Origin of the sequence: Phormidium sp. FACHB-1136 (genome assembly GCF_014697375.1) — a bacterium.
In the GTDB taxonomy this organism is placed as follows: domain Bacteria; phylum Cyanobacteriota; class Cyanobacteriia; order Phormidesmidales; family Phormidesmidaceae; genus Nodosilinea.
In genome coordinates this window covers 1-11,908 of record NZ_JACJRS010000134.1, presented here as the reverse complement: position 1 = coordinate 11,908, position 11,908 = coordinate 1, and the positions used below count along the sequence as shown (strand labels likewise).

Genomic DNA, 11,908 nt, shown 5'->3' with positions numbered 1-11,908 from the left:
TCACCCCGTAAGGCTTTGATGCCCTTCGACTCCAAAAAGCGTCCGGCGTTTCTCTGGGATTTCCCCACGCTTTCTGCCGCCTGGGTTTGGCTCATTCGGTAGCTGCCGACGGGCATTTGGAAGCCATCGACCGATAGCGGGCCGATCTGCACCATGGCACGTTGGGCTTTGTCGTTGGTGGTCATGGCTAAGCGGCCCTCTGTAACAAGGTTTCAACAACACCCATCAGCCGCTCGATGTGGCGACCCTGCATCTGGGCGGTTTCGTGCTGCTGACGACTCAACTCTAGCTGTTGCGCCATCAATGTCTCGATACGGCCAAAGCCATTCTCGATCTGAGAAAAGGTTGCCTCTGGGTTAGCCATCGTTACTCTCCTCGGTGGGCAGTTGCCAGGGGTCTATGCCTGCGTCTCTGAGTTGCTGTTCTAACCGAGTTACCCGTTCGCGCAGCACATCGGGTTCGGCGTAGGCTTCACCCAGGGTAGATAGGGCCGACTCGGTTTGCTGTAGCCGCTGGGTCAGGATGGCGTTGCGTTCAGATTCGCTACGCTCAACCCCAAAGGCAGTGTCAAAGCGGCGCTCTAAGGTTTCAGTTGCCAGGGCAATGCAAAGCTGTAGGGCTTGTTTATTGCCCCGGTGCGATTGCCAATGCCAGTAAGCGACCACCACCTCAAGAGGAACTGCGTTGATCCTCGCTTGGCCTCTACGTTGCTCTGTACTGTCAACCTCTATTTCAAAAATCTGACCCGTGTAACCCTCGCCCAGCAACGCTTTGATGGCCTTTGAGCGTAAAAAATCTGACACGTTCTGTCGTCCTATCCCTACCGCATCAGCCGCACTTGTTTGGCTCATCCGGTAGCTCCCGTCGGGCATCTGGAAGCCATCGACCGACAACGGGCCGATCTGCACCGTGGCGCGTTGGGCCTTGTCGTTGGTGGTCATTACTTGGTGTCCTCGCTGGGGGTAGCTGCACGTTTGCGGGCCTCAATGGTGACGATAGCCGCCGCCAGGTTGGCAAGGGTTCTCACTTCCTCGTCTGCCCACTTTTCGAGGACATCGTAAACATCGTCCTCAATCGAAATTGTTAGCCGCTTAGTCATGCTTACCGCTTGGTTTTACATGAATTGTATCGCCTCAATAAACGAGTGACTGAATTTATGTTAATGCCTTATGCGCTAATTATATTCTAACTACATAAATCTATGCTATAACCATGTTCAGCAGTGAACGCCCTGTGACCATTGCAAAAACTAGAGGGCCGCTGCTAGGAACGCCCGATTTTGTTCCCTGCCAAGTTTTCTCAATGTTTCTAACCCGTTTCTAGCCATAACTCGTCCTATTGATCCAATGGCTCAATGGGTTGAGGGGGCTGTAGCTGTAGCTCTCAGGGTGGTGGCGGGTAGCATAGACCTATCGAATGACGGGTAAAGCCATGCGCGCCCCACAGTCCACCACACCAGAACGCATCGTCCGCTTTACCGTGGATATGCCAGAGTCTTTGCACCAGCAGCTTTCTGAGGCCGCTACTCGCCTGAAACGGAAGAAGAAGAAGGCTGTGGTGGTGCGGATGGCCCTAGAACAGGCGCTCAAAGACCTGGAGGAGGATGCCGTCGTGGAGTAGGTCTGTCCTGGGTGGTGGAAGCCTAGTAGCCCCATCAGGACGGTATTTTCCAAAGTCAGACATTTAGTTTTGTAACGTGTTATTCCATCGTGGGGATGGGCACTCTGAATTGGGTAGCTGTATCTAAGGCCCGATCAGGAAATCCCATGAAACATCATTGGCTTGCTTTATCTGTGCTTGTTATCGGTATAGCCGTTGGGGGACTAGCACCAGCCCTCGCCCAGCAAAACTCTGGCACTAGGTTCTACCGCATTTGCACGAGAACTTCGGGGTCAAGAGTGAACTTAAGGACTGGCCCTGGTGCTAACTATCCCCTCGGCCTGGAGCAGGTGGGTTCTGGTGGAAACACCGTTGGTCGTGCGTTTAGAGAGATGGGCTACTCTCTGGCTGAAGGTGAACGGTGGGCAGAGCAGTTCGACCAATATCGCGTCGTTCAAAATTCCAGGGGTGAGTCTTGGTCGCTGGTTGGTACAAATCAATGGAATGCTTGGGTTCGCTCTGATTTTGTCTGTCCCATGAGAGCAGACAATTAAGCTACATCCTGGGGATCTAGTCTCGCAAAGCCCTCATCGTTATGTTCTGGGGATAACGTACCCATGGCCTACTGGCTCTTTCAAGGAAATCCCAAGTATTACCGCATCCTAGACGGCATTCGAGACTTCACCCAAATGCCCTGGCTGGTCACACGCTATGCCAAGGAGATGCAGCCCGGTGATGGGGTGCTGGTGTGGATGGCGGGGCCAGAGGCCGGGGTCTATGCCATTGCCGAGATCATCGACACCCCCAAGCCGATGCCGGAGCCGCCTGATATCGGTTATTGGCTGGATAAGTCACGCCTGGGAGAAAAGCCTTCAGCGACCCTACGGTTCACGGACAAGCTGTTGGAGCGGCCCCTGTTGCGAAGTGACCTGAAGCAAGACCCAGTGCTGAAGTCGTTGATGGTGTTGCGCCAGCCCAATGCTACCAACTTCAAGGTGACGGCGGCAGAGTGGCAGCGGGTGTATGAGCTAAAGGTGGGGATCTGATGGGTATCTAGGGCATTCTTAAAGATGAGCCTTAAACCTCTTTTTGCTTCAGCGTTGTTGACTTTGCCATGCTGCTATCTGTCTTTGATACCTGTGTTCCCAGAGATGAAATCCGATCTGGGGATCTTTCCCTGGATTTATTTGCTGCCAAGCTGCGGCCTGTGGTGGAAGGGAAAGCTCCTCGGATTTACCAGCAGCCTGAGCTGTTCCTGGCCAATACGTTTCCGACCGATGGTCTGAAGACGCTGATTACCGAGGTGTTTGGGCGATTGACGGGGCAGCTCATTGGCTCTCCGGTGATTCGGCTAGAGACCAGCTTTGGGGGCGGCAAAACCCACGATGAGATTGCCCTGTGGCACCTGGCTAAGCACGGACGACAGATCGACGGGCTGAACCGCTTTGTGGGTGACCTTTCGCTGATTCTAGATCGTCCCATTCAGGTGGCGGCGGTAGATGGGCGCGACCTCGACCCAGAGAGCGGGGTTTATCACCCGGAAACGGGCATCACCACCTATACCCTGTGGGGGGAGATGGCCTACCAAATTGGCGGCATTGAGGGCTACCAACTGCTGCGGGGGGCCGACGAAAACCGGATTAGCCCCGGCACATCGGTGATTGACCGTTTGGTGGGGAAAGAGCCAACCCTGATTATTTTGGATGAGATTGCCCGTCACCTGCGGGCGGCCAAGGCCAAAACCGTGGGGCAGAGTACCCTGGCGGAACAGGTGGTGGCCTTTTTGTTTTCGCTGATGGATCAGGCCGCGTCCTGTAACAACCTGGTGTTTGTCTATTCCCTAGCTTCCGAGTCTGATACCTTTGCCAAGGAAACGGCAGAGATGCAGCAGGAGTTGATGCGGGCCTCGGCGCGGCAGGAGCGGGTGCTGAGTCCTAGTACCGACATTGAGATCTACAACATTGTGCGGCAGCGGTTGTTTTCTAGCATCAGCGCCGAGGCCGCCGAGAAGGCAGCGGAAGAGTACCTCCAGGCGTTTCGAGCCAGCCGAGTGAACCTGCCCGACGGCTGTAAGGATGCCACCTACGCCCAGGCCATTGAAAATAGCTACCCCTTCCACCCCGAACTGTTTAACCTGCTGACTAAGAAGATTGCCTCAATTCCTGAATTTCAGCGTACTAGGGGGGCACTGCGCCTGTTTGCGCGGCTGGTGCGCTACCTGTGGCAACACCCAGATACTCGGATGTCGATGATCCATCCCCACCATCTGCCTGTAGGGATGGAAGAAGAAATCACCAGCGACCTGACCTCACGGCTTCAGCGGCCCCAGATGCGGCTACCCATTGCGGCAGACATTTATAACCCCAATGGTCGAGAGGCCCATGCCCAACTGCAAGACCAAGAATGGCTGAGCGCGGGCAAGCCCCCCTTTTCCACCTGGGTTGGGCGCACGGTGTTTGTCCATTCCCTTACCCAGGGCATCTCATCGGGGATTCGTCGGGCCGAGCTGAACCTATCGCTGCTCACCCCAGGGCTAGACATTGGCTTTGTAGATCGTGCCCTGGAGCGGCTGAGCGGTGTGGCTTGGTACCTGGATGTAGACCCAATCACCTCCATTGCCCGGTTCAAGGAAGAGCCTTCCATTAACAAAATCATTGCCGAGGAGAAGGAGCAGATCGGCCTGACCGAGGCCAAGGAAGAACTGCGGACCCGACGCGATACCATCTTTGCCACCAAGTTTTTTCAACTGGTGTCTAGCCCCGACGGTGCCCACGATGTGGATGACGACCCCAGCACCCTGGCCCTGTGTGTGATTGACTTCAACGAGGCCAAGATTAGCCGCTCCACCGATGGCCCACCGCCGCTCGTCGAGCAAATCTTCAACAACACGGGTGAGTCGGGCAAGTTCCGTACCTTCCGTAATCGGCTTCTGTTTTTGCTGGCCAATGACCAAGAGCTAGATCGAGCCATCGACATTACCCGCGAATACAAGGCGGTGCGGGCTATTCTGCGGAGCCAACACCGCATGGATGACCTCTCCCAAAGCCAGCAAGACCAAATCAAGCAAAAGGAGGGAGAGCTAGATCTGGCGGTACGCATCGCCCTCACCAACGCCTACCGCCACCTGTTCTACCCCATGAATGACCCAGTCAAAGCCCCCAAGGGGTTGATGCACTACCCTCTTCCTGCCCAGGATGCCAGCACCGTTAAGGGCAACCGCAACCAGCAAGATGTGGTGCTGAAGGCCCTGAAAGACTGCGCTAAGGTGCGGGGGGAAGATGCGGCAGCCTATGCCCCGGCCTACATTTTGCAAAAGGTGTGGCCACCGGGGATAGACCACTGGACAACCAAGGCGCTGCGGGAGCAGTTTGCCAAAGACCTCAGCCTAAATATTCTGCTCGATGCCGAAGTGGCCAAGCTGCGGGACACCCTTCGGCGCGGGGTGCAGGAGGGCCAGTGGGATATGAAGGTGGGCGAACGGCTGTATATCAAAGCAGATGGCCCCCTTTCCCTACCAGATACCATCGAGTTTTCTGACCGAATGGAACTTTATCGGCGGGGTATCCTTAAGCCCCCTGAGCCGAGGGTGATTGAGCTAGATGCCCAGGTGTTAGCTGGGGGTGGGGAGGAACGCACCGCCCAGGTGCGCTGGCGGGCCAAAGAAGCGCTGAAGGTCAGCCTGTACCAGGATGGTGAACTCATTCAGCGAGAGTTCCTACCCTCAGACGCCTACGAAGCCCAAGTTACTCGCACCACTCCATTTCGTCTGGTAGCGGACTATGGCGATGGTGAAGTCGCAGAGGCAAGCTGTAGCGCCGTTATCTATCCTCGTGGGGGTGATCCAAAACCGGGCAATGGTAATGATGGCAAGGGCGTTTACCCTGGGGTTATCGAGAAACCCACGGAGCATGATCTAGACGGTAGCCCCAGCAAGGTGTTCAACGACCTAACCGACTGGACAACGGATCATCAGGTCCGCGCCATCACCGCCATGACCCTCACCGTTGCTGACATAACGGACTATCGAAAGTTCGGCACTGCCCTGAACCTACTGGTGCGCTACCAGTTTGAGGTGGAGCAGTTCATCACCATCCAGACGGGACAGCAGTTTATCCGACTGGATTACCAGGGCGATGTGAAGGGCTTTCAGAGCTTCTTCAGTACCATCAACGGCTTGCTCAGCCAACCCAACGTGCAGGCAAACCTCAATCTCACCTTAAAGTTCAGGTTTGATCCACCGATAGCCCCCAGTGGCCCAGACCTAAAAGCCTTGCAGCAGGCGCTAAGCCGAAACCCAGTAGAGCGGATGAATCTCCATGTCCGAGTAGAATATTAGACCTGTAAGACTCTCTCGTTTGGGATTGGCTAGGGCAATGCAAGAATTTCAACTGCGGGTAATTCCCCTGAGCAACAACGACTTTGCCCTGGAGCTATACCAGTGCGCCTATAAAAAGGCAGGAGAGAAAAAGCGCCCAGCGGCTAAGCGAGTGGGGCGGCTGAAGGGGGCACCCCTCGTCCAGGCGCGGCAGGCCATTTACCAAGCCCTGAAGGCCAACAACTACGACCCCAAAACCCTCAGCTACAAGCGGCAGGCTCCCTATGTGCTGAGTGAGGAGTCGGGGGTGAATTTGGCGCTGCTGTTCCAGGCGTTGCAGCCTTTGTCAAAGCCGGAGCGGATTGCCAATGTGACCGAGGGCATTACGGCGATGAGTAACGAGGAGGCGCACTACTGGTTTGGTAAGGTAAGTAATGGGAAGAAGCGTCCAGCCCTAAAGGCGATGCGGGTTTTGTTAGGGGATTAATGTAATTGAGGAACGTATGATGACTGACCAAGAAACAACTCAGAAGCAAAAAGAGTTACTAGATGCGCTAGGTGCTGCTCAAATTGCCAGGGCATACTTACGCAGCGTGAAATCCATGCTCGGTGGTGTTGAAATTCAAAATATTCGACTTGAGGAAATTCAAATCTCAGAAGATGAGCAGCTTTGGCTAGTCACGCTAGGATTTGATCGTACCTTAGATGAAGATGAAGCGTTAGTCCCTAATCAAACTCGAAGAGAATATAAGATTTTTGAAATTGATGCTAATACCCGCAAGGTCAAATCCATGAAAATTCGTGTTGTATGATTGCAGAGATAAAATCACTATTTTCTCGATACAGGCAAACTGGAATTTTGATTGATACAAATATCTTGCTGCTCTACATTGTTGGACTTGCCAATAGAGCAAGAGTCTCAAAATTCAAAAGAACTCAGCAATTTACCTCAGAGGATTTTGATTTGTTAGTTCAAATTCTAAAATCCTTTCAACGAATTGTGACTACGCCTAGTATTTTAACTGAAGTTAATAGCCTCGCGAATCAGCTAGGAGAGCCAGAGAGAACTAAATGCCTTCAACTCTTTGGAAAAGAAATTGGACGATTCCAAGAAATTTATGAGCCGAGTCAGAATATAACTCAGCTAGCAGATTTTTAGGTATTTGGACTAACGGACTGTGGTATTTTACATATAGCGAAAGGGAGCTACTTAGTCCTAACCGATGATTTACGACTAGCAGCTACGCTTCAGCGCAGAGGTGTTGACACCGTGAATTTTAACAATATTCGATTTTATCGGCTGGATTAAATCAATAACGCACACATAAACGATGATTCATCTCCATGACATGGTGGCCCTGATGGAAGATACTCCGGCACAGCGTTTCCCCTTTGGCGGGCAAATTCTACTGCGGCGAGGGCAGGTGGGTACGGTGGTGGAAGAGCTGGGCGATGGCGAGGCCTTTGAAATTGAGTTCTCTCGTCCTGACGGCCAAGCCTATGCCATGGTGGCGATTAGGGCGGAACAGCTTTTGCCCCTGTATTACGAGCCTGTGGATCTGGCCGCTGCAAGCTGATCGAGGCTGTGCAAAATAACGGTGGTCTTAGGAATGAAACTTGCTGATCTGGATGCCAATACGTTAGAAGCCATCAAGGCCGTTCGGTGGGATCGGATTATTGAAAAACACGAGGGGCCATATACCTGGGCCTCGACCCTGGAATGGCAAGACCCAGAATTCATAATGATTGAGGGTCGGGCGGTTTTGTTGCCTGTGGAGAAATCCCGCCACGACAACATCACCATTCTTCGCACGATCTGGAGCCAGGACGGCAATTCTCTGACGCTGTTTTTGAAGGACACCACCTACGATGACGCCTGGTTCATGAGTGGGTATATGGCGGTGTGTGATCGTATGGCTAATCATGATTGCTACCTGGCGATTCTCTACCATGAGTGGTTCATCATTGAGCCTCCTGCCGTCCTAGAGGCATAACCCTTACCAGGCCAAGCTATCGACACGGTCAGCGCGAAGGGGTAAGGCGCTAGCCAAGCCATCCTTGGGTTTTGAGGTGGTTCCAGGCCATGGTGAGGTGCTGGGGCTTGAAGAGGTTTTTCTTACGATCACTCCATTCCTTCACTCGCTCAATCGCCACCGCACAATCGACAGCCGCTTGAGGGTCTTCTTGGGCCACCCAGTGCAGAGTGGCCAGCATTTCCATGCCGTAGGGGGTTTCAAAGCCTTCGATGAGCTGGCTGACTCGCTCTAGATAGGGGTCAGCATTGTGGCCCTCGGCGAGGAAGCTTTGGGCCGCTTCGTGTCCGGCGGGCAAGACCTGAATTTGGGCACGACCGCTACCGTCACCGTAGCCGCGAATGTAGTGGCCTTCCATGGCTTGTAGGGCGTGGCCGAGATTGTGGGCATAGGGGCCATAGTGAAAGCGCTGGTAGGTCAGGCTTTGTAGGGTAGGCTCTCCAGCTACCTTGAGGAAGTACGCCAGCTTTTGAATTTCGATGCGGCTGGCGCTATATCCCGGCAGTCCGTAGAGTTCTAAGATCCGAATTAGGGCGGCTCTAAAGGCCGTCATGGTTGGCTTCGAGGTGGCCATGGCCATCGTTTCGACGGGCGGTGCTCCCGCAGGTTCAAACACAATCACCTCAATATTGGGCAGCGGTTTGAAGGCGTCTATAATGAGCGGTTTGACATCGGCCCAGTCTAACCCCCCGTTGCCGCAGCCCAGGGGAGGAATGGCAATGGATCGAATGCCCAAGCGTTGAACGTCTTCGACTAACGCGGCTAGCCCGGTCTTGATGTCGTCAAGCTGGGAGGGTTGTCGCCAGTGGCGTTTGGTGGGGAAGTTGATGATATAGCGAGGATTCAGCAGTGAACCCGTGGCGACGGTAAACATCCGCCCAGGCTCGACCTCGTTGTTTTTGCACGCTTTTTGATACTGCTTAAAGTTGTCTGGAAATGCCCGCTTAAATTGCAGCGCCACTCCTTTGCCCATGACACCTACGCAGTTGACGGTGTTCACCAGGGCTTCTGTTTTTTCGTCGAGGAGGTTGCCACGCTTTAGCTTAAGCATTGTGTCGTTATGTTTACAGTTCAATTGTACTGAATAAAGAAATAAAGTTCAAGACTCAGAGGAGCCGGAAGTCTTTCAAAGTCCCTCTCCCAGCTTGGGAGAGGGATTTAGGGTGAGGGCTGCGGAGACTTTGCGATCTACTGAAACAGGCTAGGGGCAATCAATCCGTCTGCCTTTTATGAGTAGTACCACTGGGGGCGCAGGCGGGCTGTCATGGTTTGCCCAAATTGTCGCAAAATTTGGTTCACCTCGGTAGCGATTCCCTCATCCATCACCCCAATGCCGCGAATCAAGGGCCAAGGCACCGCTTGGTGTACCAAAAACTCGGCCTGACGGCGGCGCTTGCGATCTCCGTCTTCTTGGGTATCTCGCCAATACTTGGTTTCCATGATGTCCCAGTCGATAGCGGTGTTGATGTCGTTGAGATCGTCATAGAAGCTGGTGTAGCCCATGACGGCATGGCCATCGCTAAATGCGAACCCTAGGCCCGCTTCGGCGATGGCTTCAGCGGTGGTGACTAGGTGCAAGATAGAGCGCTGGTCGCTGGTGTAGCCAGGAACATTGCCGATGTGGATTGCCCCCAGCATGGGTGAGCGGGGGGCAAAGTAGAAGGGCACATAATCGTGCAGCACGCCGCCGGGGCCACAGGGCACCGTTTTGGAGTAGCGCCGATCTTGAATGTGCTCGTAGGCAATGGAGGTGTAGGTGGCCTCGCTGGTTTGCAGCCTATTTTTGGCCATCAGGGTACCCGTCTGCACGATGGTGGCCAGGTTGCTGATGGGGGTGATGTGGTACAGCCAGACGGGCATTCTACACAGGGCGGTGGTGAGTGTTCCTTAGCGTAGCAATGGGTGGGATAGGGCGATAGGGCTGTTAAGCAATATCTGCTAAGGCGGAGCAGATTTTCTTTGCTTCGTACAATGGGATGAGCCATGGAGCTTCAAGCATGACCGAACCAACGCCCAAACCCACCCGTCCCGCTGTGTTCATCGAAAAGATTTTTCCGGTGACGCTGCTGAATAAGCAGGTGTATTACGAGCATGGGGGCAACCCGTTTAAGGGGCTGCATCGGTGGTATTCGCGGAAGCCGTTGTCATTTAGTCGGGCGAGTGTGTTGGGCTCGCTGCTGCCGGATTCGGTGACGATGGAGGAGTTTGAGTATCTGCTGGGGCTAAACCGACGGGTGGATGGGCACTCGGACAGCACGACGAAGCTGTACAAGACGCCGCCGAGCCCGGAGCGGATTAAGCAGGTGCATGACCTATGTGAGCAGACCTGGGGCACGCGCACGCCGACGGTGCTGGATGCGTTTGCGGGGGGTGGCAGCATTCCGTTTGAGGCGGTGCGGTATGGGCTGAATGTGCTGGCGAGCGACCTGAACCCGGTGGCGGTGGTGACGATGAAGGCGGCGATGGAGTATCCGCTAAAGTTTGGGCCAGATTTGCAGCATGAGATTGATAAGTGGGTGAAGTGGGTTGGCGATGAGGCGGAAAAGCGGTTAGCGGAGTTTTTTCCGTCGCAGGAGGGGGAGACGGTTCAGAATTATTTGTGGGCGCATACGGTGGTGTGTCCGCATTGTGAATCTGAAGTTCCATTGAGTCCGAATTGGTGGATTGATAAATCCCCTGGCTCACAAAAGAAAGGGCGATGGTCTGCAGCAAAGCCTGTACCCAACATGGAACACAAAAAAGTAGATTTCCTTGTTATCACTGGTAAGAAAGGTAATGGATCTTCCATTCGATTGTCTAATGAGGAAGAATATTTTCCAGACGATACTGTAACGATTAAAAGAGGAGAAGGTAGATGTCTAAACTGTGAACAGGTTATTGAGAGTCAGTATATTGATGAAAAACTACTAAAAAACGAATTTAATCATCTTTTATATGCCGTAATTTTTAAGCGGTCGGATGGAGGCATAGGCGTTAGATTGCCTGTAGAGACGGATCTAGATAGCATTTCTAAATCCGAGTTTGAACTAGAAAAAATTCGTTCTGCATCTCCAGAGTCTATCCCGTCTGAACCTCTTCTCCAAGGACAAGATACCCGATGCTTTAATAGAGGAGTTAGACGGTGGGAGCAACTTTTTAATTCTCGGCAACTGTTAACACTCTTAACCTTTGTAGAGATAATCAAAGAGGCTAAGTCAGACATTCAGGCCCAGTACGATTTAGAAATGGCAGAGGCGATAATAGCCTATTTAGGAATTGTCATTAGCCGATGTATTGATAAAAATAGCAGATTGACTCACTGGAATCAAGGGAAAGGCTTGCCTGGTCCCGAAAATGCATCTGCTCAGCATTCCTTAAACTTGATGTGGAACTATCCAGAAGTAATTGGTTCAAGTCGTCTTTGGCGATGGTGTGCAAATCCTACAGCATCAAATTATTCAGAGTTGTGTGACTTCCTGGGGGTAAAGTCATCAACAAGTCAGCTATTAGATTTTAAGAAAAACTTCTCTTCTTCAATTCGCATTTCATCAGAATCTGCTGACAGTCTATTTGGCATTGAAGATAAGTCTGTTGATTCTATTGTTATAGATCCTCCTTATTATTCAACTATCCAATACTCAGAAATTTCAGACTTCTTCTATGTTTGGATGAAGAGAACTTTGGGCGATATTATGCCTGAGCTTTTTAATTCCGAACTCACCGACAAAGACCGCGAAGCTGTTGCGAACCCTTCCCGCTTTCGCAACATGGGCGAGTCTGCCGAAGAACTCGCCAACCGCGACTACGAAGCCAAAATGGCCCTCGCCTTTGCCGAATACTTCCGCGTCCTCCGCGACGATGGCGTCATGACCGTGCAGTTCAACCACAAAGACTCCGGTGCCTGGGACGTGTTGGCCAAATCCCTCATCGACGCAGGCTTTGAAATCACCGCCAGTTGGGCCGTTAGCACCGAAAACCCGCA

The 11,908-nt window shown here is 53.0% G+C and carries 14 protein-coding genes and 1 pseudogene; 9 read left to right on the top strand and 6 right to left on the bottom strand.

Annotation, left to right across the window (positions count from 1 at the left end):
- The 4 genes and pseudogenes from H6G62_RS24175 to H6G62_RS24160 all read right to left on the bottom strand — a co-directional run.
- Window positions 1–185 (bottom strand): annotated as a pseudogene (locus H6G62_RS24175) (hypothetical protein); the annotation flags it as partial.
- Window positions 186–187: 2 nt separating this feature from the next.
- A complete protein-coding gene (locus tag H6G62_RS24170) occupies window positions 188–364 on the bottom strand; it encodes a hypothetical protein (protein ID WP_190499974.1) in 177 nt (58 codons plus the stop codon).
- A complete protein-coding gene (locus tag H6G62_RS24165) occupies window positions 357–941 on the bottom strand; it encodes a hypothetical protein (protein ID WP_190499972.1) in 585 nt (194 codons plus the stop codon). The genes H6G62_RS24170 and H6G62_RS24165 overlap by 8 nt, the downstream gene beginning before the upstream one ends.
- Entirely contained in the window at window positions 941–1,099 is a 159-nt protein-coding gene (locus H6G62_RS24160) for a hypothetical protein (RefSeq protein WP_190499970.1), read from the bottom strand. Before H6G62_RS24160 ends, H6G62_RS24165 begins: the two co-directional genes overlap by 1 nt.
- 332 nt (window positions 1,100–1,431) lie before the next feature.
- On the opposite strand from H6G62_RS24160, the gene H6G62_RS24155 reads away from it, so the two are divergent.
- From H6G62_RS24155 to H6G62_RS24120, 8 genes are all read left to right on the top strand, one after another.
- Complete coding sequence (locus H6G62_RS24155; RefSeq protein ID WP_190499969.1) at window positions 1,432–1,620, top strand: hypothetical protein; 189 nt, start codon at window positions 1,432–1,434, stop codon at window positions 1,618–1,620.
- Window positions 1,621–2,216: 596 nt separating this feature from the next.
- Window positions 2,217–2,645, top strand: a complete 429-nt coding sequence (locus tag H6G62_RS24150; RefSeq protein ID WP_190499967.1) for an EVE domain-containing protein — start codon at window positions 2,217–2,219, stop codon at window positions 2,643–2,645.
- Window positions 2,646–2,713: 68 nt separating this feature from the next.
- On the top strand, window positions 2,714–5,935 hold the full coding sequence (locus tag H6G62_RS24145; RefSeq protein WP_190499965.1) for a DUF499 domain-containing protein: 3,222 nt from the start codon (window positions 2,714–2,716) through the stop codon (window positions 5,933–5,935).
- Window positions 5,936–5,972: 37 nt separating this feature from the next.
- Window positions 5,973–6,401 carry a hypothetical protein gene (locus tag H6G62_RS24140; RefSeq protein ID WP_190499963.1) on the top strand — a complete coding sequence of 143 codons (429 nt, stop codon included), beginning with the start codon at window positions 5,973–5,975 and terminating at the stop codon, window positions 6,399–6,401.
- A gap of 16 nt (window positions 6,402–6,417) precedes the next feature.
- Window positions 6,418–6,726 (top strand): hypothetical protein, encoded by a 309-nt coding sequence (locus tag H6G62_RS24135; RefSeq protein WP_242052256.1) that lies wholly within the window; start codon window positions 6,418–6,420, stop codon window positions 6,724–6,726.
- On the top strand, window positions 6,723–7,073 hold the full coding sequence (locus tag H6G62_RS24130) for a hypothetical protein (RefSeq protein WP_242052255.1): 351 nt from the start codon (window positions 6,723–6,725) through the stop codon (window positions 7,071–7,073). Before H6G62_RS24135 ends, H6G62_RS24130 begins: the two co-directional genes overlap by 4 nt.
- Before the next feature lie 172 nt (window positions 7,074–7,245).
- Complete coding sequence (locus H6G62_RS24125; RefSeq protein ID WP_190499961.1) at window positions 7,246–7,491, top strand: DUF4926 domain-containing protein; 246 nt, start codon at window positions 7,246–7,248, stop codon at window positions 7,489–7,491.
- Window positions 7,492–7,524: 33 nt separating this feature from the next.
- The gene (locus tag H6G62_RS24120) at window positions 7,525–7,908 is read left to right on the top strand and encodes a hypothetical protein (RefSeq protein ID WP_190499959.1); all 384 of its coding nucleotides are present in this window, start codon (window positions 7,525–7,527) and stop codon (window positions 7,906–7,908) included.
- 49 nt (window positions 7,909–7,957) lie between these two features.
- On the opposite strand, the gene H6G62_RS24115 is transcribed toward H6G62_RS24120, so the two are convergent.
- Window positions 7,958–8,998, bottom strand: a complete 1,041-nt coding sequence (locus H6G62_RS24115) for a macro domain-containing protein (RefSeq protein WP_190499957.1) — start codon at window positions 8,996–8,998, stop codon at window positions 7,958–7,960.
- A gap of 176 nt (window positions 8,999–9,174) precedes the next feature.
- Window positions 9,175–9,807 (bottom strand): DUF4433 domain-containing protein, encoded by a 633-nt coding sequence (locus H6G62_RS24110; protein ID WP_190499955.1) that lies wholly within the window; start codon window positions 9,805–9,807, stop codon window positions 9,175–9,177.
- 137 nt (window positions 9,808–9,944) lie between these two features.
- On the opposite strand from H6G62_RS24110, the gene H6G62_RS24105 reads away from it, so the two are divergent.
- Window positions 9,945–11,908, top strand: a 1,964-nt coding sequence (locus tag H6G62_RS24105; RefSeq protein ID WP_190499953.1) for a DUF1156 domain-containing protein, incomplete at its 3' end; no start/stop codon positions are given.

What these genes read in the sequence shown, in the direction of transcription:
- H6G62_RS24125 (WP_190499961.1), top strand. Translation starts at nt 7,246, where the DNA reads ATGATTCATCTCCATGACATGGTGGCCCTGATGGAAGATACTCCGGCA.
- H6G62_RS24145 (WP_190499965.1), top strand. Translation starts at nt 2,714, where the DNA reads ATGCTGCTATCTGTCTTTGATACCTGTGTTCCCAGAGATGAAATCCGA.
- H6G62_RS24115 (WP_190499957.1), bottom strand. Translation starts at nt 8,998, where the DNA reads ATGCTTAAGCTAAAGCGTGGCAACCTCCTCGACGAAAAAACAGAAGCC.
- H6G62_RS24140 (WP_190499963.1), top strand. Translation starts at nt 5,973, where the DNA reads ATGCAAGAATTTCAACTGCGGGTAATTCCCCTGAGCAACAACGACTTT.
- H6G62_RS24160 (WP_190499970.1), bottom strand. Translation starts at nt 1,099, where the DNA reads ATGACTAAGCGGCTAACAATTTCGATTGAGGACGATGTTTACGATGTC.
- H6G62_RS24135 (WP_242052256.1), top strand. Translation starts at nt 6,418, where the DNA reads ATGATGACTGACCAAGAAACAACTCAGAAGCAAAAAGAGTTACTAGAT.
- H6G62_RS24110 (WP_190499955.1), bottom strand. Translation starts at nt 9,807, where the DNA reads ATGCCCGTCTGGCTGTACCACATCACCCCCATCAGCAACCTGGCCACC.
- H6G62_RS24120 (WP_190499959.1), top strand. Translation starts at nt 7,525, where the DNA reads ATGAAACTTGCTGATCTGGATGCCAATACGTTAGAAGCCATCAAGGCC.
- H6G62_RS24130 (WP_242052255.1), top strand. Translation starts at nt 6,723, where the DNA reads ATGATTGCAGAGATAAAATCACTATTTTCTCGATACAGGCAAACTGGA.
- H6G62_RS24155 (WP_190499969.1), top strand. Translation starts at nt 1,432, where the DNA reads ATGCGCGCCCCACAGTCCACCACACCAGAACGCATCGTCCGCTTTACC.
- H6G62_RS24150 (WP_190499967.1), top strand. Translation starts at nt 2,217, where the DNA reads ATGGCCTACTGGCTCTTTCAAGGAAATCCCAAGTATTACCGCATCCTA.
- H6G62_RS24170 (WP_190499974.1), bottom strand. Translation starts at nt 364, where the DNA reads ATGGCTAACCCAGAGGCAACCTTTTCTCAGATCGAGAATGGCTTTGGC.
- H6G62_RS24165 (WP_190499972.1), bottom strand. Translation starts at nt 941, where the DNA reads ATGACCACCAACGACAAGGCCCAACGCGCCACGGTGCAGATCGGCCCG.